This is a genomic window from Nocardioides sp. Root240, from assembly GCF_001428825.1.
GTDB lineage: Bacteria > Actinomycetota > Actinomycetes > Propionibacteriales > Nocardioidaceae > Nocardioides.
This window is the reverse complement of sequence record NZ_LMIT01000015.1, coordinates 216417-239772: the sequence shown is the minus strand read 5'-3', so window position 1 is coordinate 239772 and position 23356 is coordinate 216417. Positions and strand designations below refer to the sequence as shown.

At 71.8% G+C, this 23356-nt stretch carries 22 protein-coding genes and 1 pseudogene; 7 read left to right on the top strand and 16 right to left on the bottom strand.

Features of this window, described 5'->3' with window-relative positions:
- Window positions 1–10: 10 nt before the first annotated feature.
- Window positions 11–1111 carry a glycosyltransferase family 4 protein gene (locus ASE20_RS22265; RefSeq protein WP_056896764.1) on the bottom strand — a complete coding sequence of 367 codons (1101 nt, stop codon included), beginning with the start codon at window positions 1109–1111 and terminating at the stop codon, window positions 11–13.
- A 170-nt stretch (window positions 1112–1281) separates the two neighbouring features.
- Between ASE20_RS22265 and ASE20_RS22260 the strand changes: the two genes are divergently transcribed.
- Entirely contained in the window at window positions 1282–2670 is a 1389-nt protein-coding gene (locus tag ASE20_RS22260; protein ID WP_082612778.1) for a class II fumarate hydratase, read from the top strand.
- A gap of 19 nt (window positions 2671–2689) precedes the next feature.
- Here the strand turns inward: ASE20_RS22260 and ASE20_RS22255 are convergent, their stop codons facing one another.
- The gene (locus tag ASE20_RS22255; RefSeq protein WP_082612777.1) at window positions 2690–3007 is read right to left on the bottom strand and encodes a hypothetical protein; all 318 of its coding nucleotides are present in this window, start codon (window positions 3005–3007) and stop codon (window positions 2690–2692) included.
- Window positions 3008–3107: 100 nt separating this feature from the next.
- Between ASE20_RS22255 and ASE20_RS22250 the strand changes: the two genes are divergently transcribed.
- The gene (locus ASE20_RS22250) at window positions 3108–4520 is read left to right on the top strand and encodes an acyl-CoA synthetase (RefSeq protein ID WP_225868940.1); all 1413 of its coding nucleotides are present in this window, start codon (window positions 3108–3110) and stop codon (window positions 4518–4520) included.
- Between the two features lie 8 nt (window positions 4521–4528).
- On the opposite strand, the gene ASE20_RS22245 is transcribed toward ASE20_RS22250, so the two are convergent.
- Window positions 4529–5185 carry a lytic transglycosylase domain-containing protein gene (locus ASE20_RS22245; protein ID WP_056896898.1) on the bottom strand — a complete coding sequence of 219 codons (657 nt, stop codon included), beginning with the start codon at window positions 5183–5185 and terminating at the stop codon, window positions 4529–4531.
- 366 nt (window positions 5186–5551) lie between these two features.
- On the opposite strand from ASE20_RS22245, the gene ASE20_RS22240 reads away from it, so the two are divergent.
- Window positions 5552–6514 carry a DUF559 domain-containing protein gene (locus tag ASE20_RS22240; RefSeq protein WP_056896761.1) on the top strand — a complete coding sequence of 321 codons (963 nt, stop codon included), beginning with the start codon at window positions 5552–5554 and terminating at the stop codon, window positions 6512–6514.
- 81 nt (window positions 6515–6595) lie between these two features.
- Here ASE20_RS22240 and ASE20_RS22235 read toward each other — a convergent pair whose 3' ends face one another.
- The 9 genes from ASE20_RS22235 to ASE20_RS22195 form a co-directional block, all read right to left on the bottom strand.
- Entirely contained in the window at window positions 6596–7927 is a 1332-nt protein-coding gene (locus ASE20_RS22235; RefSeq protein ID WP_056896760.1) for a PhoH family protein, read from the bottom strand.
- Between the two features lie 196 nt (window positions 7928–8123).
- A complete protein-coding gene (gene trmB, locus ASE20_RS22230) occupies window positions 8124–8867 on the bottom strand; it encodes a tRNA (guanosine(46)-N7)-methyltransferase TrmB (protein WP_056896759.1) in 744 nt (247 codons plus the stop codon).
- 105 nt (window positions 8868–8972) lie between these two features.
- Window positions 8973–10166 (bottom strand): elongation factor Tu, encoded by a 1194-nt coding sequence (gene tuf, locus ASE20_RS22225; protein WP_056896758.1) that lies wholly within the window; start codon window positions 10164–10166, stop codon window positions 8973–8975.
- A gap of 81 nt (window positions 10167–10247) precedes the next feature.
- Entirely contained in the window at window positions 10248–12320 is a 2073-nt protein-coding gene (fusA, locus tag ASE20_RS22220; RefSeq protein ID WP_235538846.1) for an elongation factor G, read from the bottom strand.
- 125 nt (window positions 12321–12445) lie between these two features.
- Entirely contained in the window at window positions 12446–12916 is a 471-nt protein-coding gene (gene rpsG, locus ASE20_RS22215) for a 30S ribosomal protein S7 (RefSeq protein ID WP_028654596.1), read from the bottom strand.
- Window position 12917: 1 nt separating this feature from the next.
- Window positions 12918–13292, bottom strand: a complete 375-nt coding sequence (gene rpsL / locus ASE20_RS22210; RefSeq protein WP_056896756.1) for a 30S ribosomal protein S12 — start codon at window positions 13290–13292, stop codon at window positions 12918–12920.
- Between the two features lie 224 nt (window positions 13293–13516).
- Window positions 13517–14974, bottom strand: a complete 1458-nt coding sequence (locus ASE20_RS22205; RefSeq protein ID WP_157538318.1) for an NCS2 family permease — start codon at window positions 14972–14974, stop codon at window positions 13517–13519.
- Complete coding sequence (locus ASE20_RS22200; protein WP_056896896.1) at window positions 14971–16257, bottom strand: MFS transporter; 1287 nt, start codon at window positions 16255–16257, stop codon at window positions 14971–14973. Before ASE20_RS22200 ends, ASE20_RS22205 begins: the two co-directional genes overlap by 4 nt.
- Entirely contained in the window at window positions 16250–16660 is a 411-nt protein-coding gene (locus ASE20_RS22195) for a MarR family transcriptional regulator (RefSeq protein ID WP_225868941.1), read from the bottom strand. The genes ASE20_RS22200 and ASE20_RS22195 overlap by 8 nt, the downstream gene beginning before the upstream one ends.
- 136 nt (window positions 16661–16796) lie before the next feature.
- Here ASE20_RS22195 and ASE20_RS22190 point away from each other — a divergent pair, with 136 nt between their 5' ends.
- The gene (locus ASE20_RS22190; protein ID WP_225868942.1) at window positions 16797–17078 is read left to right on the top strand and encodes a DUF2530 domain-containing protein; all 282 of its coding nucleotides are present in this window, start codon (window positions 16797–16799) and stop codon (window positions 17076–17078) included.
- Entirely contained in the window at window positions 17075–17698 is a 624-nt protein-coding gene (locus tag ASE20_RS22185; RefSeq protein WP_200952913.1) for a class I SAM-dependent methyltransferase, read from the top strand. The genes ASE20_RS22190 and ASE20_RS22185 overlap by 4 nt, the downstream gene beginning before the upstream one ends.
- A 6-nt stretch (window positions 17699–17704) precedes the next feature.
- On the opposite strand, the gene ASE20_RS22180 is transcribed toward ASE20_RS22185, so the two are convergent.
- A complete protein-coding gene (locus ASE20_RS22180) occupies window positions 17705–18481 on the bottom strand; it encodes a DUF3027 domain-containing protein (protein WP_225868943.1) in 777 nt (258 codons plus the stop codon).
- A gap of 87 nt (window positions 18482–18568) precedes the next feature.
- Here ASE20_RS22180 and ASE20_RS22175 point away from each other — a divergent pair, with 87 nt between their 5' ends.
- Entirely contained in the window at window positions 18569–20059 is a 1491-nt protein-coding gene (locus ASE20_RS22175) for an MFS transporter (protein ID WP_225868944.1), read from the top strand.
- Window positions 20060–20081: 22 nt separating this feature from the next.
- Here ASE20_RS22175 and ASE20_RS22170 read toward each other — a convergent pair whose 3' ends face one another.
- Window positions 20082–20477: a cold-shock protein gene (locus ASE20_RS22170; RefSeq protein ID WP_056896891.1), complete on the bottom strand. Its 396-nt coding sequence runs from the start codon at window positions 20475–20477 to the stop codon at window positions 20082–20084.
- A gap of 92 nt (window positions 20478–20569) precedes the next feature.
- Between ASE20_RS22170 and ASE20_RS22165 the strand changes: the two genes are divergently transcribed.
- Entirely contained in the window at window positions 20570–21160 is a 591-nt protein-coding gene (locus ASE20_RS22165; protein WP_056896754.1) for a GNAT family N-acetyltransferase, read from the top strand.
- 2 nt (window positions 21161–21162) lie between these two features.
- Here the strand turns inward: ASE20_RS22165 and ASE20_RS25965 are convergent, their stop codons facing one another.
- Both ASE20_RS25965 and ASE20_RS25345 read right to left on the bottom strand, forming a co-directional pair.
- Entirely contained in the window at window positions 21163–22356 is a 1194-nt protein-coding gene (locus ASE20_RS25965) for an RDD family protein (RefSeq protein WP_056896753.1), read from the bottom strand.
- A gap of 32 nt (window positions 22357–22388) precedes the next feature.
- Window positions 22389–23356 (bottom strand): annotated as a pseudogene (locus ASE20_RS25345) (FHA domain-containing protein); the annotation flags it as partial.

Here is a 23356-nt window from a genome sequence, read left to right as displayed (position 1 = left end):
ACGGGGATGGTCAGTCCAGCACCAGCGGCTCGGGGGCCGCAGGGAGCTGCATCATCTCCTCCAGCTGCCGCACGACGATGGCGGGCGGGAGTGGGCGGGGGCCGGTGAGGACCGCCAGGAGCGCGTCGACCGACTGGGCCACCGTGAAGCACTCTCCGGCCTCCCGGCGTAGGGCCGCGGGGAGCGGGCCGGCGCGGACCGCCTGCCGAATGCCCGCGGCGAGTGCCTCGGCGTTGTCCGGGGCGACCAGGATCAGGCCGCCGCAACCGGTCTCCGGCAGGCCGCCGTCGTCGGAGGCGACCACGCGACAACCGGTGTGCTGGGCCTCGATGGACACGATGCCGAAGGTCTCGTGCCAGTACTGGCTGTTCGACGGCATGACCACCACGTCGTGCTCGGCCATGAGGGCCGCCATCGCGGCGGGCGTGCGGCGGGCCGGCACCACCCGCACTCCCGGGTGTGCGGCGAGGAGGGCATGGATGATCCGGCCCTGCGGCCGATCGGCCCCCGCCAGCGTCACCGTGTAGCTGATGCTCGGGTCGCCCGCGACCAGGTCGCTGTGCAGCGCCGCCAACAGCGTGTAGACGCCCTTCTCCGGCGTCAGCCGGCCGGCGTACAGCACCCGGGTCGTCCCCGGAGCCCGGGGCGGGCGCGCCGCGGCGGCGAAGTCGGGTTCGGCGAAGGGGTGCACCACCTGGATGGTCGGCACGTCGACGTCGAGGAAGGACGCCCAGAGCCGGGCCGCGAAGTGACTGGTGGCGATGAGGGTGCGGTCCCGGGTCGCCGCGGCGACGGCGGCGCGCTCCCGTGACCGCAACGGCGGGGGCACGTGCAGGATCTGGTACGCCGGCTCGCGGGTCAGGACGGCGGGTGCCTCACTGACGAACACCACCGGGTCGGCCAGCAGGCCGATGTCGGCAACCCGGGCCAGTGCGACGAACGGGATGTCCACGAACTCCGCACGACCGTCGTCCGTGCCGAGTCCGACGGTGACCACCTGGGCCGGGACGCCGCGGCGGTTCAGCTCGCGGACCTGGCCGATCGTGTAGTTCTCGGAGCCGCCAGTACCAGCGGGCAGGGGCTCGTGCGGCGACCAGACGAAGGAGATCAAGAGTGCTCCACCGCGGTCCCGCGAACACCGGGTTTCCGCGCGTTGCTGCTGGTGCCGGTGCCTGTTGTCTCGGCGATGCCCGCCTGCGACGGCCCGACTCCTGCAGTCCTCCTTGCAGTGTAGGCAGACGGTGCTCGTGCCGCCGGCGACCGGCCGGGTACCTTCGAAGGGTGAGCACGGACGACTTCCGGATCGAGCACGACTCCATGGGCGAGGTCCGGGTCCCGGCCGCCGCACTGTGGCAGGCCCAGACGCAACGCGCGGTCGAGAACTTCCCGATCAGCGGCACCCCCATCGAGCCCGCGCTGGTGCACGCGCTGGGCGAGGTGAAGGCCGCCGCGGCACGGGCCAATGCGGCGCTCGGCGTACTGCCGGCGGAGCTCGCGGGCGCCATCGAGGACGCCGCGCGCGCCGTGGCCGGGGGACGCCACGACGACCAGTTCCCCATCGACGTCTTCCAGACCGGTTCGGGCACCAGCTCCAACATGAACGCCAACGAGGTGATCGCGACCCTCGCCGCGCAGGCCGGCGTGACGGTGCACCCCAACGACCACGTCAACGCGAGCCAGTCGAGCAACGACACCTTCCCGACCGCGATCCACGTGGCGGCGACCCTCGCCGTCGTCCGGGACCTGCTGCCCGCGCTCGACGTCCTGGCGTCCTCGCTCGAGGCGAAGGCGGGCGAGTTCGCCGACCTGGTGAAGTCGGGGCGGACCCACCTGATGGACGCCACGCCCGTCACGCTCGGCCAGGAGCTCGGCGGGTACGCCGCAACGATCCGGTACGGCGCCGAGCGGCTCGCCTCCGTGCTCCCCCGCGTGCGGGAGCTGCCCCTGGGCGGCACGGCCGTCGGCACCGGCATCAACACCCCGCCGGGCTTCGCCGAGGCCGCCATCGCGGCGCTGGGCGAGGCGACGGGCGAGCCGTTCACCGAGGCCCGCAACCACTTCGAGGCCCAGGGCACCCGCGACTCGCTCGTCGAGCTGAGCGGCGTGCTGCGCACCATCGCCGTCGGCCTCACCAAGATCTGCAACGACCTGCGCTGGATGGGCTCCGGGCCGACCACCGGCCTCGCCGAGATCCACCTTCCCGACCTGCAGCCCGGCTCCTCGATCATGCCCGGCAAGGTGAACCCGGTCCTGCCCGAGGCCACCTTGATGGTCTGCATGCAGGTGATCGGCAACGACGCCGCGACGACCGTCGCCGGGGCGAGCGGCAGCTTCGAGCTCAACGTCGCGATGCCGGTCATGGCCCGCAACGTCCTCGAGTCGATCCGCCTGCTCGCGACGTCCACGACGACCTTGGCCGCGCGCTGCATCGACGGCATCACCGCCGACGCCGAGCGGATGCACCGCTACGCCGCGTCCTCGCCGTCCGTCGTCACCCCGCTCAACCGCCACATCGGCTACGAGGCGGCCGCCAAGATCGCCAAGCAGGCGCTCGCCGACGGCACCACGATCCGCGAGACCGTCCTCGCCCTCGGGTACGTCGACCGCGGCGAGCTCACCCTCGACGAGCTCGACGCGGCGCTCGACCTGGCCGCGATGACCAGGCCCTGACCCTCCGGACCAGCTGGGTTCAGGCCTTCTTGCGGCCGGTCACACCGGCCGCGACGATCACCGCGACGGCGGCGACGACGATCTGCCACAGGTGGCGCAGCCAGTCGATGCCGTTGGTCGTGTTGTCCCACGTGGCCTCGTGGCCGTCGAAGCTCCCGTTGTTGTGGCCGGCGACGACCCAGTAGAGCAGGCTGCCGGCCAGCATGCCCACGATGCCGCAGACCGTCGTGAGCCAGAGCGGGAACCTCGTGCGGTCACCGGGAGCGACCGCCTTGCCGATGAGGCCGATGACGGTGCCGCCGACGACGGTGACGATGATGGTCCAGAGCATTGCCATTGCGGGCTCCTTCGGGTCGTGCGAGGCACCCGTGCCCCGCCCATGCAGGCATCATGCACCCGCGGGCGCCCGCAACCCGGGATCCGGGAGGATGGGTGTCGTGCCCGAGCTCCTCACCGCCCTCACCGCCGCCGCCGGACGCCCCGTCACGATCGCCGGTACGACGCTGACGTCCACCGAGCTGCGCGGAGCCGCCGCGGCCGTTGCCGCGGCCCTCCCCGGCCGCCCGCGGGTCGCCGTGCACGCGACCCCGACCATGGAGACCGTGGTCGCGGTGGTCGGTGCGCTGCTGGCCGGTGCGACCGTCGTCCCCGTGCCCCCGGACTCCGGCACCGGCGAGCTGCGCCACCTGCTCGGCGACAGCGCCCCCGACTGCTGGGTCGGCCCCGTTCCGCCCGAGGCCCACGGCCTGCCTCACCGGGCCGTCGACCTGGCCGCACGCGCGCCGTACGCACCGGTCCAGATCGCCGACGACGACCTCGCCTTCGTCCTCTACACCTCCGGCACGACCGGGCTCCCCAAGGGTGTGCTGATCACCCACGCCGCGCTGACGGCCGGCCTCGACGGCCTGGTCGAGGCGTGGGCGTGGACCGCCGACGACGTGCTCGCCCACGGACTGCCGCTGTTCCACGTCCACGGCCTCGTGCTCGGCGTCCTCGGGCCGCTGCGCGTCGGCGGCGGCCTGGTGCACGTCGGCCGCCCCACCCCCGACCGGTACGCCGACGCGGCCCGCGCGGGCGCCACGCTCTTCTTCGGCGTCCCCACCGTGTGGAGCCGCATCGCCGACGCCCCCGAGCACGCCGCGGCACTGCGCGACGCCCGCCTCCTCGTCTCCGGCAGTGCCGCCCTGCCCGTGCCCGTCTTCACCCGGCTGCGCGAGCTCACCGGCCTGGAGGTCGCGGAGCGGTACGGCATGAGCGAGACCCTGATCACCGTCGCCACCCGCGCCGACGGGCGGCGCGAGGCGGGCTGGGTCGGCGTCCCGATCGCCGGTGTGGAGACCCGGCTGCGCGACGAGCACGGCGCCGCCGTACCCGAGGACGGGGAGTCGGTCGGCCAGCTGGAGGTCCGTGGTCCGACCCTCTTCGCGGGCTACCTCAACCGCCCCGACGCCACTGCCGAGGTGTGGACCGACGACGGCTGGTTCCGCACCGGGGATGTCGCGTGCATCGCGGCCGACGGCCGGCACCGCATCGTCGGTCGCGCCTCGGTCGACCTGATCAAGTCAGGCGGCTACCGGATCGGCGCCGGCGAGATCGAGTCCACCCTGCTCGGCCATCCCACCGTGGCGGAGTGCGCGGTGGTCGGTCTGCCCGACACCGACCTCGGGCAGCGGATCGTGGCGTTCGTCGTACCGCGTGCGGAGGTGGCGGACGAGGCCGCCCTGGCCGCCGAGCTGGTCGAGCACGTCGGCGCCGAGCTGTCGGCGCACAAGCGCCCGCGCGAGGTGCGGTTCACCGACGCGCTCCCCCGCAACGAGATGGGGAAGGTGCAGAAGAAGCTGCTGACCTGAGCCTGGGCTCAGTACCAGCCGTGGCTCTCCGAGTGGCCCCAGGCGCCGCAGGGCGAGCCGTAGCGGGCCTGGATGTAACCCAGGCCCCAGCGGATCTGGGTCGCCGGGTTGGTGGCCCAGTCGGAGCCGACCGACGACATCTTCGACCCGGGCAGGGCCTGCGGGATGCCGTAGGCGCTGGAGCTGGGGTTGTCGGCGTTGACGCGCCAGTTGGACTCGCGGGTCCACAGCGAGTCGAGGCAGCCGAACTGGTCGGAGGAGAACCCGAACTCGCCGAGCAGCGCCCGCGCGATGTCGCGCGGGTCGGACTCGGAGAGCTTGCGCTCCGCCGTGATCGCGGAGCCCGTGGACTCCTCGAGGCTGGCGGTCTTGGCCGGGTCGGCCTCGGGGCGGCGGTCGGAGCGCGAGAGGACCGGCTCACGACGGTCGGCGACGACCGTGGGGTCCGCCTGGCTGGCCGCGGTCAGGGCGTCGACGTCCGCGCTCGCGGTGGGCGCGGCGACATCGTTGCCGAGGACCCCGGCGGCCACCGACACACCGGTGACGGCCACGGCGACCGACGACATCACGACGACGTTGCGGGCTGCCTTGCGAGGGGCTTGGGCGAGGTGGGCATGCTTCGGCGCTCCGCGGTGCTTGGGCACCGGCTTGGCGTGCTTCGACAAGATTCTCGACTTCGGGCTCGACTGCAGGACGCTGGCCACCGCCCGATCGGGCCCGACACCGTTGTCTTCACCGCCGGTGGCCAGCCTCCACCCTGCCTGACGGCCGAGCCCCGTGCAAACCGAACCGCAGTTCTCCCCCGGCCGGTTTCAACCACTCTGATCTCGTGCGCACCTTGCGTCACATCGGCCCCGGGAGAAGGGGTTGCCGGAGCTTGCGTCATAGGCTCCGTGGGCTGGAGCCCACGGAGCCTATGACGTTGCAGCGATGACCCGCGGCTGTCCACCGATGCGACGTCCCGGTCGGTCGTCCACAGGCTCGCCGTCAGCCGTCGAGAGCGATGCCTGCCGCGGATCATCCTCGGCGACATGAGCACACCGTTCCGATACCGGCGCGCCTACGTCGCCACTCTCGACGACCCGCGCACCTCGGCACTTCGCGAGCTCGCTTCGGATCAGGGTGGCGTCGTGTCGCGCCGGCAGCTGTACCGGCTGCGCGTCACTCGCTGGGAGGTCCGCGCCCACCTCCGGGCCGAGCGGTGGCAACGGATCGGCGACCAGACGATCGCACTGCACTCCGGCCCGGTCGGACTCGAGGGGCTCCTGTGGGCCGCGGTGTTCCAGGGCGGCGCGAACGCCCTGCTCGACGGAGCCACCTCGCTCGTCGCCTCCGGCCTGAAGCGGTTCGAGCTGGACCGGCTACGCGTCTCCGTGCCGCGCGGCGTGATGGCTCGTCGTACGGCACAGTTCGACGTCCGGCAGACGCGGCGCTGGTGTGCGACGGACCGGGCGCCGAGTGGCGTCCCCCGCACCCGTCCCGAGGTGGCGGCCGTCCGCGCGTTCCTGTGGGCACGGTCGGACCGTGAGGCGATGTACGTCCTGACGCTCGCCGTCCAACAGGGGCTCACGACCCCCGAGGCGATCGGGCAACAGGCGATCCGCATCCTTCGCGACCGGCGCAGGGCCCTGCTGCACACGGCGGTGAACGACCTGCTCGACGGTGCGCGCTCGCTCGGCGAGCTCGACGTCGTGGCCGAGCTGCGTCGTCGCGGCCTGCCACCCCCGTCGCAGCAGGTGCTCCGCCGGGACGACCGCGGCCGCTACTACCTCGACCTCTACTGGCCGGAGCTGGGTGTGGTGGTCGAGATCGACGGCATCCACCACACCTGGGCGGAGAACGTCGTCGCCGATGCACTCCGCCAGAACGCCCTCACCCTCTCCGGCGACGTGGTGCTGCGGCTGCCGCTGCTCGGTCTGCGCCTGAGGCCGGATGAGTTCTTCGCCCAGATCGCAAATGCCCTGCTTGGTGCCGCGGGCCGCCGTGCGGCCTGACCGGGCGAAGCAACGGACGTAACGTCATTGGCTCCGTGGGCTGGAGCCCACGGAGCCTATGACGCAAGCCGGCGCAACCCCTCAGACGACGACGTTCTCCAGCATCTCGGTGACGAGCGCGGCGATCGGGGAGCGCTCGGACCGGGTCAACGTGACGTGGGAGAACAGCGGGTGGCCCTTGAGCTTCTCCACCACGGCGACGATGCCGTCGTGGCGCCCGACGCGGAGGTTGTCGCGCTGGGCGACGTCGTGGGTGAGCACGACCTTGGAGTTCGCACCGATGCGGGAGAGCACCGTGAGCAGCACGTTGCGCTCGAGTGACTGCGCCTCGTCGACGATCACGAAGGAGTCGTGCAGCGAGCGACCGCGGATGTGGGTCAGCGGGAGGACCTCGAGCATGCCGCGGTCGAGGATCTCGTCGACGACGTCGCGCGAGGTGAGGGCGCCGAGGGTGTCGAACACGGCCTGGCCCCAGGGCGACATCTTCTCCGACTCCGAGCCCGGCAGGTAGCCGAGCTCCTGGCCGCCGACGGCGAACAGCGGGCGGAACACCACGACCTTCTTGTGCTGCTGGCGCTCCATCACCGCCTCCAGGCCGGCGCAGAGCGCGAGCGCGGACTTGCCGGTGCCGGCGCGGCCGCCGAGGGACACGATGCCGACGTCGGGGTCGAGGAGCAGCTCGAGGGCGATGCGCTGCTCGGCGCTGCGGCCGTGGATGCCGAACGCCTCGCGGTCGCCCCGCACCAGGTGGACCTGCTTGTCGGGACCGACCCGGCCCAGCGCCGTGCCCCGCTCGGAGAGCAGGACCAGGCCGGTGTGGCACGGCAGCTCGCGGGCGTCGGCGAGGTCGAGGGTGCCGTCGTCGTACAGCTCGTCGAGGTCGGCGGCGGCCACCTCGACCTCCGCCATGCCGGAGTAGCCCGTGTCGGAGTCGCTGATCGCCTCGCCGCGGTACTCCTCGGCGTCCAGACCGACCGCCGACGCCTTGATCCGCATCGGCAGGTCCTTGGAGACCAGGGTGACCTGGTGCCCCTCGTCGGCCAGGTTGCGCGCGACCGCCAGGATCCGGGTGTCGTTGTCCCCGAGCCGGAAGCCCGACGGCAACGACGCGGCATCGGTGTGGTTGAGCTCGACGCGCACGGAGCCGCCGTCCTCACCCACGGGGACGGGCGTGTCGAGCCGGCCGTGGCTGACGCGCAGCTCGTCGAGCGAGCGGAGCGCGCTGCGCGCGAAGTAGCCGAGCTCGGGGTGGTGCCTCTTCGCCTCGAGCTCGGTGATCACGACCACCGGGAGCACGACCTCGTGCTCCTCGAACCGGCGCAGGGCGGCGGGGTCGGCCAGCAGGACGCTGGTGTCGAGGACGTACGTACGGCGCTGCGTGCTGGCCTGTGCCCCATCGTGAATGGATCCCACGACTCAACCTCACCGGACCGCGCGCACCCGCCAGGGCCGCCCCGGCCCTATTCCTTGTGGACGGACCGGGTTGCGCAGTCGTGATGGTTCACGTCGGGCCTCCCGATGTGGCCGGCTTCCCCACCTGCCACTGCTCGGAAAGTACGCCCGGGCCCCAAACCGATCCGGGCGCCACGCCGCACGCCGAAAGTTAATGTCAGGTGACGCGTCGGTACGCCAGGTCCGTGATCGTGCGCTCCTTCGCGAGGCCCTTGCGCTCGAATTTCGTGACCGGCCGCTCCGCCCAGCGCTCCACGATCCCGCCCTCGAGCTGCGGCTCCGCGTCGAGCACCTCGACCATCTGGTCGGCGTACTCGGCCCAGTCGGTCGCCAGCCGCCACAGCGCGCCGGGCGCCAGCCGCGAGGCGACCAGCCGGGAGTGCTCCTCGTTGACGAGACGGCGCTTGTGGTGGCGGGTCTTGTGCCACGGGTCCGGGAAGAAGGTCCACAGCTCGCTGATGCTGCCCTCCGCGACCAGGTGCTCGAGGGTCCACACCGCGTCGACACTGGAGAAGCGGACGTTGGTCGCGCCGGCCTCCGCCACACGCCCCAGGCCCTCGGCCACACCCGGAAGCCAGACCTCGAGCGCCAGCACGTTGACCTCGGGCCGGGCGGCGGCCAGCGCCGCCGTCGCCTCGCCGACGCCACCACCGATCTCGACGACCAGCGGCGCCTCGCGGCCGAACCACTGCGCCCAGCTGAAGTCCGGAGCGTCGACGGCCGCGTCCGGGATGACCCACCGGTCGGCGTACCCGTCCCAGGCGGCCTGCTGCTTCGGCGTGAACCGGCTCCCCCGCCGCGCGTAGGTCAGGACCTCGCGCACCCGCCGTCCGTCGTCGGTCAGCTTGTGGTGCGGTCGTGCCGGGCGTACGCCGCCCGCCTGGTCCTGCTCGTCGTTCACCCGGCCATTCTCCCGACTCGGGCGGTCCCGCCGGAAATCCGGTGCAGTGAAATGCAGGAGGCCCCCGCACCCGAAGGTGCGGGGGCCTCCCCGAAGCAGGTCAGATCACTTGGTGATCTTCGTGACCCGGCCGGCGCCGACGGTGCGGCCACCCTCACGGATCGCGAACTTCAGACCCTCGTCCATGGCGATCGGCTGGATGAGCTCGACCGACATGTCCGTGTTGTCGCCCGGCATGACCATCTCGGTGCCCTCGGGAAGGGTCACGACGCCGGTCACGTCGGTGGTCCGGAAGTAGAACTGCGGACGGTAGTTGTTGAAGAACGGCGTGTGACGGCCGCCCTCCTCCTTCGAGAGGATGTAGACGCTGGCCTCGAAGTTGGTGTGCGGGGTGGTCGTACCCGGCTTCACCACGACCATGCCGCGCTCGACGTCCTCGCGCTTGGTGCCACGGAGCAGCAGACCGACGTTCTCACCGGCCTGGCCCTCGTCGAGCAGCTTGCGGAACATCTCGACACCGGTGACGGTGGACTTGATCGCGGTGTCGCGGATGCCGATGATCTCGACCTCCTCGTTCACCTTGACGATGCCGCGCTCGATGCGACCGGTGATGACGGTGCCACGACCGGTGATCGTGAAGACGTCCTCGACGGGCATGAGGAACGGCTTGTCGACCTCGCGCTCCGGCTGGGGGATGTACTCGTCGACGGCCGACATGAGCTCGGCAACCGACTCGCCCCACTTGGCGTCGCCGTTGAGGGCCGGGAAGGCCGCCACGCGGACGACGGGGATGTCGTCGCCCGGGTACTCGTACTCGGAGAGGAGCTCGCGCACCTCCATCTCGACGAGCTCGATGAGCTCCTCGTCGTCGACCATGTCGCACTTGTTGAGCGCGACGACCAGGGCGGGGACGCCGACCTGGCGGGCGAGCAGCACGTGCTCACGGGTCTGCGGCATCGGACCGTCGGTCGCGGCCACCACCAGGATCGCGCCGTCCATCTGCGCGGCACCGGTGATCATGTTCTTGATGTAGTCAGCGTGACCCGGGCAGTCGACGTGGGCGTAGTGACGCGCCTCGGTCTGGTACTCGATGTGCGCGATCGAGATCGTGATGCCGCGCTGACGCTCCTCGGGAGCCTTGTCGATCTGGTCGAACGGCGAGGCCTCGTTGAGGTCCGGGTACTTGTCGTGCAGGACCTTCGAGATCGCCGCGGTCAGCGTGGTCTTGCCGTGGTCGATGTGACCGATGGTGCCGATGTTGACGTGCGGCTTGGTCCGCTCGAACTTGGCCTTAGCCATTGCTGGCTCCTCCTGGGATTGTTACTTGACTCGTACTGGAAGGGTGCTGCGCCGAGGGCACGCGAGAGAGTGACCCGGAGGTCACTCGCCGCGCACCTTCTTGATGATCTCGTCGGCGATGTTCGTGGGAACCTCGGCGTACGAGTCGAACTCCATCGAGTACGACGCCTGACCAGAGGTCTTGGACCTCAGGTCGCCAACGTACCCGAACATCTCGGAGAGCGGCACGAGGGCGGACACGACGATGTCGCCGTGACGCTCCTCCTGCGCGCGGATCTGACCGCGACGGCTGTTGATGTCACCGATGACCGTGCCGAGGTAGTCCTCGGGGGTCGTGACCTCGACGGCGAACATCGGCTCGAGGAGGCACGGCTTGGCCTTGCGGGCCGCCTCCTTGAACGACTGGATGCCGGCGATCTTGAACGCGAGCTCGGACGAGTCGACGTCGTGGTAGGCGCCGTCCTCGAGCGTGAACTTCACGTCGACCATCGGGTAGCCGGCGAGCACGCCGAACTCCATGGCCTCCTGGCCGCCGTTGTCGACGGACGGGATGTACTCGCGCGGGACGCGTCCGCCCGAGACGTTGTTGACGAACTCGTAGCCCGCACCGAGACCGGTCTCGGGGTCGATGTTCGGCTCGAGCGAGATGACGACCTTCGCGAACTGGCCCGACCCACCGGTCTGCTTCTTGTGGGTGTAGCTGTGGTTCGAGACGGTGCCGCGAATGGTCTCGCGGTAGGCGACCTGCGGCTTGCCGACGGTGGCCTCGACCTTGAACTCGCGCTTCATGCGGTCCACGAGGATCTCCAGGTGGAGCTCGCCCATGCCCGAGATGATGGTCTGGCCGGTCTCCTCGTCGGTCTTGACGACGAAGGTCGGGTCCTCCTCGGCCAGGCGGCCGATCGCGACGCCGAGCTTCTCCTGGTCGGCCTTGGTCTTCGGCTCGATGGCCACCGAGATCACGGGCGCCGGGAAGGTCATCGACTCGAGCACGACCTGCTTGGTCGCGTCCGAGAGGGTGTGCCCGGTGCGGGTGTCCTTGAGGCCCATCACGGCCACGATCTGGCCGGCGCCGACCGACGCGATCTCCTCACGCTTGTTGGCGTGCATCTGGTAGACCTTGCCGATCCGCTCCTTGCGGCCGTTGCTCGTGTTGAGCACGGTGCCGCCGGCCTCGAGCTTGCCCGAGTAGACGCGGACGAAGGTCAGCTTGCCCAGGTGCGGGTCAGCAGCGATCTTGAACGCCAGCGCCGCGAGGGGCTCGTCGGACGACGGCTTGCGGACGATCTCGTTCTCCTCGGTCTCCTCCGAGCCCGGCTTGTGGCCGACGATGCCGTCGACGTCGAGCGGGGAGGGGAGGTAGTCGACGATCGCGTCGAGCAGGGGCTGCACGCCCTTGTTCTTGAACGCGGTGCCGGTGAGGATCGGGTTGAGCTTGTCGGCGAGGGTCGCGCGACGGATGGCGGCCTTGAGGGTCGGCACGTCGAACGTGTCGCCGTCCTCGAGGTAGACCTCCATGATGTCGTCGTCGGCCTCGGCCAGCGTCTCGACGAGCTTCTCGCGGTACTCCGCAGCCTTGTCGGCCAGGTCCGCGGGGATCTCCTCGACGACGTAGTCCTCGCCCTGGGCGGTCTCGCCGCGCCAGACCTTGGCGTTCATCTCGACCAGGTCGACGACACCGATGAAGTCGCCCTCGGCGCCGATCGGGAGCTGCAGCACGAGCGGGGTCGAGTTGAGCTTGGCCACGATCGAGTCGACGACGCGGTAGAAGTCCGCACCGGTGCGGTCGAGCTTGTTGACGAAGCACATCCGCGGGACGGCGTACTTGTTGGCCTGGCGCCACACGGTCATGGTCTGCGGCTCGACGCCGGCCACGCCGTCGAAGACGGCGACGGCGCCGTCGAGGACGCGCAGCGAGCGCTCCACCTCGACGGTGAAGTCGACGTGCCCGGGGGTGTCGATGATGTTGATCTGGTGCTTCTTCCACCAGCAGGTCGTCGCGGCGGACGTGATGGTGATGCCGCGCTCCTGCTCCTGCTCCATCCAGTCCATCGTGGCGCCGCCATCGTGGACTTCACCGATCTTGTAGGTGATGCCGGTGTAGAACAGGATGCGCTCGGTGGTGGTGGTCTTGCCGGCGTCGATGTGCGCCATGATGCCGATGTTGCGGACGACGTTGAGGTCCGTCGTGATGTCGACTGCCACGTGAGTCAGCGTTCCTTAGGTTTGGGGATGAGCAGGTGTCGTACGGCGGAGCCGGAGCTCCGCCGTACGGGTGGTCACCAGCGGTAGTGAGCGAAGGCCTTGTTGGACTCGGCCATCTTGTGGGTGTCCTCGCGCTTCTTCACCGCGGCACCGAGGCCGTTGGCAGCGTCGAGGATCTCGTTCTGGAGGCGCTCGGCCATGGTCTTCTCACGACGCTCCTGGGCGTAGCCCACGAGCCAGCGCAGCGAGAGGGTCGTGCCGCGGTTGCCCTTGACCTCGACCGGGACCTGGTAGGTCGCGCCACCGACGCGGCGGGACTTGACCTCGAGCGCGGGGCGCACGTTGTCGAGCGCACGCTTGAGGGTGATCACCGGGTCGGTGCCGGTCTTCTCACGGGTGCCCTCGAGAGCGGCGTACACGATCCGCTGAGCAACCTGCTTCTTGCCGTCCTGGAGCACCTTCGACACCAGCTGGCTGACCAGCTGCGAACCGTAGACCGGGTCGACGTCGATGGGGCGCTTCGGAGCGGGGCCCTTGCGCGGCATGTCAGCTCTTCTCCTTCTTGGCGCCGTAGCGGCTGCGAGCCTGCTTACGGTTCTTCACGGCCTGCGTGTCGAGCGCGCCGCGGATGACCTTGTAGCGAACACCGGGCAGGTCCTTCACACGACCGCCGCGGACGAGCACGATCGAGTGCTCCTGCAGGTTGTGACCCTCACCCGGGATGTAGGCGGTGACCTCGACGCCGCTGCTCAGGCGCACGCGGGCGACCTTGCGGAGGGCGGAGTTCGGCTTCTTGGGGGTGGTGGTGTAGACGCGGGTGCACACACCGCGTCGCTGGGGCGAACCCTTCAGGGCAGGCGTCTTCGTCTTGGACGCCTTGTCCTGGCGGCCCTTGCGGACCAGCTGGTTAATGGTGGGCACTCTTGTGCTTCCCTCTCGGTCTTTTCTCGGTCCAGCGCCATGCCGGACTCGGGGTGATGCTCGTGCTGTGCCGGATGCTGGATCCCCTGCCGCAACCCGTCCGATCGGGGGTTGGCCTGAGGGCATGCGCGACGTGCCGGGTAGCCCCAGACACGAGAATCGAGATTACCGGCCGCCCACAGGCCGGTCAAAATGCCGAGCAGCAGTCGGAAACGCGCTCGCGATCAGGTGAGCCAGCGCGTGATGGGGTCGATGGCGAAGTAGACCACGAACAGACCGGCCACCACCCACAGGAGCGGGTGCAGCTCCCGGGCCTTCCCGCGCACCACCTTGAGCACGGCGTAGGTCACGAAACCGGCCCCGATCCCCACCGTGATCGAGTAGGTGAACGGCATCAGCACGATCGTCAGGAAGGCCGGGATGGCGATCTCCGGGTCGTCCCAGGAGATGCCGGTGATCTGCTGCATCATCAAGAAGCCCACGAGCACCAGCGCCGGGACCGCCGCCTCCGACGGGATCATCGCCACGAGCGGCGACAGGAAGATCGTCACGAGGAACAGCAGGCCGGTCACGACCGAGGCCAGGCCGGTACGCGCGCCCTCGCCGACGCCCGAGGCCGACTCGATGTAGGAGGTGTTCGACGACACGCCCGCGGCGCCGCCGGCGATCGCGGCGATCGAGTCGACGACCAGGATCCGCTCCGCGTTCGGCGGCATGCCCTCCTCGTCGAGCAGGTTCGCCTCCGCACCGATCGCCGTCATCGTGCCCATGGTGTCGAAGAAGTCGGCGAGCAGCAGCGAGAAGACGAGCAGCAGCACCGCGACGACGCCGACCCGGTCCCAGGAGCCGAGCAGGTTGAACTCGCCGAGCGTGCCGAAGTCGGGGGCGTGGAACCTGTCGGGCCAGGCCGGGACGGTGAGCGACCAGCCGCCGGCCTTCTCCGAGGCGCGTCCGAGGTCACCGATCGCCTCGACGACCACCGCGACGATCGTCATCACCACGATCGAGATCAGGATCGCGCCACGCACCTTGCGCACCCACAGGGCGAGCATCAGCAGCAGGCCGACGATGAAGACGAGGACCGGCCAGCCGCTGAGGTTGCCGTCGGCGCCGAGCTGGACCGGGACGGTCGTCAGCGCGGCGTCCGGGATCCGCTTGACCACGCCCGCGTCGACGAAGCCGATGAGGGCGATGAACAGGCCGATGCCGACCGAGATCGCGACCTTGAGCTGCGCGGGCACGGCCCGGAACACGGCCGTCCGGAAGCCGGTGAGGACCAGGACCAGGATCAGGACACCCTCGATCACGACCAGGCCCATCGCGTCGGCCCAGGTCATCTGGCTCGCGACCGAGAAGGCCAGGAAGGCGTTGAGGCCGAGCCCGGTCGCGAGGGCGAGCGGGTAGTTGGCCACCACGCCCATCAGGATCGTCAGCACGCCCGCGACGAGCGCGGTGCCCGCCGCGATCGCGGCCAGGTTCGGCTTGTCGCCGCCCCCGAGGAACTGCCCGTCGGCGTCGACGGCGTAGCCGAGGATCAACGGGTTGAGGACGACGATGTAGGCCATCGTGAAGAAGGTGACCACGCCGCCCCGGACCTCCTGGCCGAGGCTGGAGCCTCGCTCGGAGATCCGGAACCAGCGGTCGATCGGGTTGCTGCCGGGGGCGATCTGCGCTGAGCTCACAGGGGCAGCATGGCAGGCGCGGACCTCACCGCGCGCGGGGACCCGCGGCGGGCGACGACCCCGACCAGCACGGCCAGGCCGACGCCGACCAGCACGAGAACTCCCCCGACGACGAGGGTCCAGCGGGCGCCGTACGTGTCGCCGATCCAGCCGATGAAGGGCGAGCCGAGGGGCGTGCCGCCCATCACGATGGTCATGTAGATCGCCATGACGCGGCCGCGGAAGGCCGGGTCGGACTCGACCTGGAGCAGCGCGTTGCAGGAGTTCATGACCGTGATGACCGAGAGACCGAGCAGCGGGCAGACCAGCACGAACAGCAGGTACGACGGCGCGAAGCCCGCCACGACCTCGAGCAGCCCGAACGCGACGGCCGCCCCCATCAGCAGCCGGACCCGGACCCGGGCGCGGCCGGCGGCGAGCAGGGCGCCGCTCAGCGAGCCGATCGCGAGGAAGGAGCCGAGGACGCCGTACTCCTCGGCGCCCTTGCCGAAGACCTCGGTGGCCATGAGCGCCGAGGTGAGCTGGAAGTTCATCCCGAACGTGCCGACGAAGAAGACCAGCACCAGGATCATGACCATCTTGGGCTGGGTGCGCACGTAGGCCACACCGGCGCGCAGCATGCCCGGCTCGCGGGCCACCGGTCGCGGGGACTGCAGCTCGTCGGGGTCCATCCGGCGCAGCTGGAGGATCACGGCGGCGTACGACACGGCGTTCGCGAGGATCACCCAGCCGGTCGCGCGCATCCCTCCCCCGCCGATGCCGATCAGCAGGCCGGCGATGCCGGGGCCGACCATGCGGGCGGTGTTGAACGCCGCGGAGTTGAGGCTGACCGCGTTGGCGACGTCGTCGGGCCCGACCATCTCGGACACGAAGGCCTGGCGCGCGGGCGCGTCGAAGGCGGCGCCGATGCCGAACACGAAGGCCAGCAGGTAGACGTGCCAGGTCTCCGCTGCGCCGGACGCGGCGATCGCGCCGAGGGCGAGCGCGGCGAGGGCCATCACGGTCTGCGTCACCTGGAGCAGGCGGCGCTTGGAGAAGCGGTCCGCGACCACGCCGGCGTACGGCGAGAGGAGCAGGACCGGCAGGAACTGCAGCCCGGTCGTGATGCCGAGCGCGGTGCCTCCGTTGCCCGGGATGGTCAGGACCAGCCAGTCCTGGGCGACCCGCTGCATCCAGGTCCCGACGTTGGAGACGAGGCTGCCGGCGAAGTAGAGGCGGTAGTTGTGGTGGGCGAGGGATCGGAAGCGGGGACTCGTGGTGGCTCCTTGGTTCGGTTCAGTCAGCGGCGGCGATGCGCTGCAGGATGGGGGCGGCCCGGCGCAGCACGTCGCGCTCGGCGGGGGTGAGCTCCTCGAGCCGGCGCGAGAGCCAGCGGTCGCGGCGAGCGGCGTCGGCGTGGACCACCGCACTCCCCTCCTCCGTGAGCCGGACGACGACCTGACGGCCGTCCGTGGGGTGCGCCTCACGGGTGACGAGGCCGTCGTCGGCCAGGCAGTTGACGGTGCGGGTCATGCTCGGCGGGCGCACCTGCTCGCGGGAGGCCAGCGCGCCGACGCTCAGGTCGCCGTGGCGGTGCAGCGCCCAGAGCACGGCCATCGCCGAGAGGCTGAGGTCGTTGTCGGGGTGCCGCTCGCGGACCAGCCGCCGGCGCAGGCGCATGACCGAGAAGCGAAGCTCGGTGGCCACTGCCGCGGTTGATCGCGGAGCTGCTTCACCCCTGCTGGGGTGGCGCACGTGCTGTTCCCTGGTCGGCATGTCGTTAGCATAAGTCATTACCCTTGCTAACTATTCCGCAGGATCGGCGGAGCGGTAGCATCGGGGCGTGGAGCTCCGCGACGACCAGCCGACCCAGCACGAGATCGGCAAACGGACGTACCTCATCGCGCCCGTCGAGCCCCTCGACGTCGACGGCGTGCGCACCGTCCAGGTCGGCACCGCGCTGTTCGCGATCGCCTTCCTCGCACTGCTGCCGTTCTACGGCCGGCTCGAGGAGGACGACCGCACCTGGCTGCTGTGGATGTGCCTGACCGGTGTCGGGCTCGGCCTGCTCGGCATGGAGTACTGCAAGCGCCGACGCAGCGTGCGCGCCGAGCTCGACCAGTGACCGAGCCGCTGCGGCCCACCCGGTGGGCGCTGGGCGGGGCGAGGAACGTCGGGTACGGCGAACGCTTCGCCGAGCTCATGGAGCGTGGCGAGGACGTCTTCGGCGAGGCCCGCCTCGCCGACGCGATGGTGCCGCGCGGCGCGACCGTCCTCGACGCCGGCGCAGGGATGGGCCGGATCGGCGCCCACCTCCAGGCGCAGGGCCACCGCGTCGTCGCCGCGGAGCCGGACCCGGCACTCGTGGCGCAGGCCCGGGAGACCTGGCCACAGCTCGTCGTCGTACCGCTGGAGATCCTGGCGCTCACGCCCGAGGCGCTCACCGCGGCGGGCGCGCCGACCGCCTACGACCTCGTGGTGTGCGTCGGCAACGTGCTGACCTTCCTGGCCGAGGACTCCGAGGTCGCGGTGCTGGCCCACCTGGGCTCGCTGCTCGCACCCGGCGGGCGGATCCTCGCGGGCTTCCACCTGTCCGGTGGACCCGCGACGGCACGCTCGTACGCCCCCGAGGCGTTCGTCGCGGACGCCGCGGCGGCGGGGCTGCGCGTCGACCACCGGTTCGGCGGGTACGACCTGCGCCCGGTCGACGACCAGTACGCCGTCTGGGTGCTCTCGCGCGCGTAGGGCGGGCTACAGCCGGTCGAGGTCGTCGACGCCGACCGTGTCCAGCACGGGCGGCGCGGGCGCCAGCGGCTGCTGGCGCTTGGTGAGCCGCACCTCGGAGTGGCCCCCGCAGCCGTGCTGGAAGGCGACCACGCGACCGTCGTCGTTGGCGTCGCCGTTGGCGCAGACGCCGAACAGCTCCGACAACGGGCCGGCGAGCCGGACCAGGAAGCCGCAGGAGTAGCAGTGGTCCGGCGCGGACTTGGCGATCGGCGCGTCGGGGCCGGCCTCGCCGTCGTACCAGCGTTCGGCGGCGGCGTCGCGGCCCTCCGGGGACAGGACGCGGACCCGGCCGAGGCCGAGGTCCTTGGCGACCTGGCGCACCTGCGCCTTGTCATCGGTGTCGAGCGGGTCGTCGCCGAAGGAGTACGTCGGCACGAGGCGCGGGTCCTCGTCGCTGACCGGCAGCAGGTCGCCGGGCGACATGTCGCCGGGGAGGAGCCGCTCGCGGTAGGGCACCCAGGCGGGGGCGACGATGGCGTCCTGGCCCGGCAGCAGCACGACCTCGACCACGGTGACCTTGCGCTGGCGCGAGGCACGGGTGAGCGTGACCGCCCACTGCCAGCCGACGTAGCCCTTGCGGCGGCACTCGAAGAGGTGCGTGACGACGCGCAGGCCGTCGACCTGGTGGCCGAGGTGCTCGCCGACGTCGGCGGCGTCGACCTCGTCGAGCAGCGCCGCGCGGGCGGCGTCGACCGCGTCGGCGGTGGCGGCGTCGGTCAGCTTGCGCTCGAGGGTGGACACGGGCACAGCATTCCCCATCGGGGCGACGATCGTCACGTCGGGGGCGGCGCGCGGCACCTGTCGTCCCCAGCAGGCAAGATAGGACGAGTGAGCAGCAACGGACCCGACCCGCGCCGTCCGGGGGCGCCTTCCGGTCCGCTGCCGGGCGCCGACCCGCCCACCGAGTCGCCGTCCGAGTCGCCGTCCGAGTCGCCGTCCGACCAGATGGCCGAGACGGGATCGATCCGGGCGGCGAAGGCGACTGCGCGCGGCATGAAGGGCTTCGCCCGGGTCACCGGGCGCGCCAGCCGGGCGACGGTGCGCACGGCACGGAAGGCCGCGGGTGCGCAGGGCGCCGAGCGCTCGGGCCTCAACCGGTTGATCGAGCTGCACGCCGCCAACGCAGCGGGCGACTCGGCGTTCGCGATCGCCCTGGCCGGCACCGTCTTCTTCGCCGGCGCGACGAGCGGCCAGCGCGGCCCGGTGCTGCTGTTCCTCGGACTGACGATGGTCCCGTTCGCGATCGTGGCCCCGCTGATCGGGCCCTTCCTCGACCGGTTCAGCCACGGCCGCCGCTGGGCGATCGGCGCGACCTTCGCCCTGCGCGCCTTCCTGTGCTGGGTGCTGGCCGGGACGCTGACGAGCGGCTCGCCCTGGTTCTACGTCGCCGCGCTCGGCGTCCTTGTCTCGTCCAAGGCCTACGGCGTGGCCAAGGCCGCGGCCGTCCCGCGTCTCGTGCCACCCGAGATCACCCTCGTCAAGGCCAACGGCCGCGTGGCACTGGCCGGCGTGGTCGGCGCGTGCGTGTCCGGCCCGTTGGCCGGCCTGGCGTACTGGATCGGTCCCGAGTGGGCCTGCCGCTACGCCTTCCTCGTGTTCACGCTCGGCACGGTCGCCGCGATCCTGCTGCCGGCCAAGATCGACGCCACCGGCGACGAGGAGTCGATCGACGCGCCCCGTGACCCCCGCAGCGGCGTACGGCGCGGCAACGGCCTCCCACCCCAGGTCGCCTTCGCGCTCCGGGCCAACTGCGGGCCGCGTCTGCTGTCGGGCTTCCTGACCATGTTCATGACGTTCGTGCTGGCGACCGAGCCGCTCGACGGCTGGGAGTCCAAGACCAAGTCGACCCTGCTCGTCGGCCTCGTCATCGGCGCCGCGGGGCTCGGGAACACGCTCGGGATCGTGGTGGCCTCGCTCGCCCGAAGGATCAACCCGGCCGTGATGGTGGTCGTCGCGCTGCTCGCCGACATCGTCGCCCTGGTGTTCGCGACGATCTTCTACGGCCTGCTGCCGCTGGTGGTGCTGGGCCTGACGGTCGGCCTGATGCAGTACCTCGCCAAGGTCTCCCTCGACTCCACCATCCAGTCGGGCGTGCCCGTGCGGGCGCACGCCAGCGCCTTCGCCAAGGGCGACACCACGCTCCAGCTCGCCTGGGTGATCGGCGGCTTCCTCGGCGTGATCCTGTCCTACCCGGCCATCAACGGCGTCGGACTCGGCTTCGCCGCCGTCCTGCTCACGGCATGGGCGGTGTTCGTGCTGCGCTCCGCGCCGGCGCGCCGCAAGAGGGCCGCCGAGCGGCCCGTCACGACCGTGGGCTGAGCCGGGTCCGAGCTCCTGGGCCTCAGGCCTCGAGCTCGTCGGCGAGGGCGCGCAGCAGCTTGGCGACCGGCTCCGACGTACGACGGTCGGGGTGGCGGCCGTGGCGGTAGGCCTCGCCGACGCCGTCGAGCAGGCGGATCAGGTCCTCGACGATCGGGACCATCTCCTCCGGCTTGCGACGACGCGCCTCCTTCTGGTTGCGCGACACCGACGCCGGCGCGTCGACGAGCTTGACCTGGAGCGCCTGGTCACCGCGACGACCCTGGGCGATGCCGAACTCGACGCGCGTGCCGGCCTTCAACGTGGTGACGCCCTCGGGCAGCGCGTCGGAGCGCACGTAGACGTCCGGCCCGTCGGTCTGGGAGAGGAAGCCGAAGCCCTTCTCCGCGTCGTACCACTTCACCTTGCCAGTCGGCACGGTCTCGCCCTTCCTCGTCGATCGGCCCTCGGCGGGCCGCAGGCTGCGCGCGCCGGTGGGACGCCCGCGAGGGATCATCCTAGGGTCAGGCTGTGACCCCCGGACCCATCACCCCGCCGCTCCCCCTGCGCACCGAGCGCCTCCTGCTGCGCACCGTCGTCGCCGAGGACCGTGCCGCGATCGGTGCGTACTGCGCGGATCCGGAGGTCACCCGCTACCTGCCCTTCCCGGCCCTCGACGACCAGGCCCTGACCCAGCGGGTGGACCGGCTGGTCGCCGCGACCGCGCCTGCTGCGGTGGGCGAGTTCCTCGCGCTCGCGGTCGAGCACGAGGGGGTGCTGGTCGGGGACCTGATGCTGCGCTTCTCCGCGGCCCACGGACCGGACGAGGCGCCGTCGATCGCGGAGCTGGGCTGGGTCTTCGGCCCCGGGTACGCCGGCCGCGGGTTCGCCACGGAGGCGGCCCGGGCACTGGTGGACCTGGCGTTCTCGACGTACCCGCTGCACCGGCTGATGGCCCAGCTCGACCCGCGCAACACCCGGTCGGCCGCGCTGTGCGAGCGCCTCGGGATGACGCACGAGGCGCACACCCGCGAGGACTACCCCGACCGCGAGGGCGGCTGGAGCGACACCGCGGTCTACGGACTGCTGCGCCGCGAGTGGGAGTCCGGACGGGCAGGCTGAGGCTACTGCTCGCGCTCGACCGTCATCGTGCGGTCACCGAAGCGGACCTCGTCACCGGGCAGCAGGGTGCTCGGCCGGCCGGCGGTCAGCGCCTTCGAGAGGCCGCGGCGCACGACGTACGAGCCGTTGGTGGAGCCGCGGTCCATCACGACGAGCGCACCGTCGGGCGCGACCTGGAACTGCGCATGGGTCTTCGACAGGGACATGTCGGACGAGCGCAGCGGGACGACGTGGCGGACCGGCTCACCCGGCCGCGGTTCGGGGCGACGGCCGACCAGGGCCAGACCCTCGACCACGAAGGCCTCACCGGTGTCGAAGGCGACTCGCCACCGGGCCGGCTCCGGTGCCGCGGCCGCGGGCGCCGCGGGGTCCGGGGCGGCGGGACGGAGCTGGGTGCGCTCGGGCGCGGGCTCGGCAGGAGCGGCCGGCGGCGCCCGGTGGGCGCCGGGGGCGCGCGGGGCAGGAGGGGCGGCGGGAGCCGGTGGGGCAGCAGGGGCGGGCGGGGCGACGGGGGCCGGCGCCGCGACCGGCGGTGCGGAGGCCGCGATCGGCGGTGGGGCAGCGGCGGGCGCGGGTGCCGGGACGGGAGCGGGCACCGGGGTGGGCGCCGGCTGCGGGACCGGGATCGACGCGATCGACTCCGGCTGCGCGGGAGCGACGGGCATCAGCCGCATGGCGGTGAGGTTGACGAGCTGCTGCGGCCGGTCGTCCTCGACCTCGGAGTCGTCGGCCACCGGCCGGACGTCGACCACCACCGCGTCTCCGAACCGGTCGTGCAGCGCACGGCGCTGACGGGTCGGGTCCGCGGCGGCTGTCCAGGCGAGGGTGGCCAGGCCCATGCCGACGGTGGGCAGCCCGGCGATCCCGAGCACGGCGTACCGGGCCAGGGCGGCGGGCACGCCGATCGGGCGGCCGTCGGCGCGACGCACGACCCGCTGCCCGACGGCGGTCTTCCCCGGCGTGACGCCCGTGGTGCCGACCAGGACGGCGAGCACGATCCCGATCAGCACGTCGCAACCGAGCGCGCTGAGCACCGCCGTGGCGACGCTGGCGCCGCCGAGCTCGTGGACGGCGTACCCGACGGCGGCCGAGACTCCCCACGCGATGACGCGGTCGACCACGAACGCCGAGAACCGGCGGTCGAGCTCAGCCGGCGGGAACATCGACGGCTCCGCCGTGGGCGGCAGGTGGGACATGGGGTGCGCTCCGAGTGGCGGCGGCCGGCCGGTCAGGGCCGGGTGACCTGGATGGTGACGCCGTCGCCGAGGTTGATGACGGCACCGGGGATGAGCTGGACGGCGATGCCGGGCTTGAGGTCCTCGGGCCCGAGGCCGGGCTGGACGAGCACGGTGCCGTTGGTCGAGCCCATGTCGGTGACGACGGCGCTGCCGTGGTCGGCGCCCGTGCCCGGGCGCACCTCGACGTGCGTGGACGAGATCTCGTGGAGCCGGCTGGGGACGGTCACCAGGGTCGGCTGCTCGGTCGAGGAGAACCGGCGGGCCTCCGGCGCGCGACCGATCAGGACCGCACGGTCGACGACGATGGTCTGGCCGTCGGAGACGAGCAGCTTCGCGACCGGCTGGGTGACCGCGGGCGCCTGCGGCTGGCCGGGGATGCCCGGCAGCACGGGGGCGGCGATGCCCGGCCCGGAGACGGTCTGCCCGTCGTGGTCGGCGTCGAACGGCGTCGGCTCCGGCGCGACCGGGGGCGGCGGCGTCGTGGGCGCAGCACCGACCGGCTCCCAGGTGCCGATCGCGAGGGGCGGAGCGTCGACCTCGGGTGCACCCGGCAGGCCGACCGGCGGCGCGGAGGGCGGCGGCGGGATCCAGCCGACGGGCGTGGCCCCCGGCGGCGGGGGCGGCAGCGGGATGTCGCGCGGGGTGGGCAGCTCGTCGGCCGGCTGGTCGGCCGGCTCGTCGGCCGGCTCGTCGGCCGGCTCGTCGGCGATGTCGCCGGTGGCGTCCGCGGGCGTCATCCAGTCGTCGGGGCTCTCCGGCGGGGACGCCGGGGCCGACGGGATCGGGTCGCTCAGCGGGTCCGGGACCTCCTCGAGGACCTCGGTGACCGGGTCCTCGTCGAAGGGTGCGGGCTCGGGCTCCGGATCGGGCTCGAGCTCGGGATCGGGCTGAGGCTCCGGCTCCGGCTCCGGCTCCGGGTCGGGCTCCGCGACCACGATCTCCTCGACCACGGGCTCCA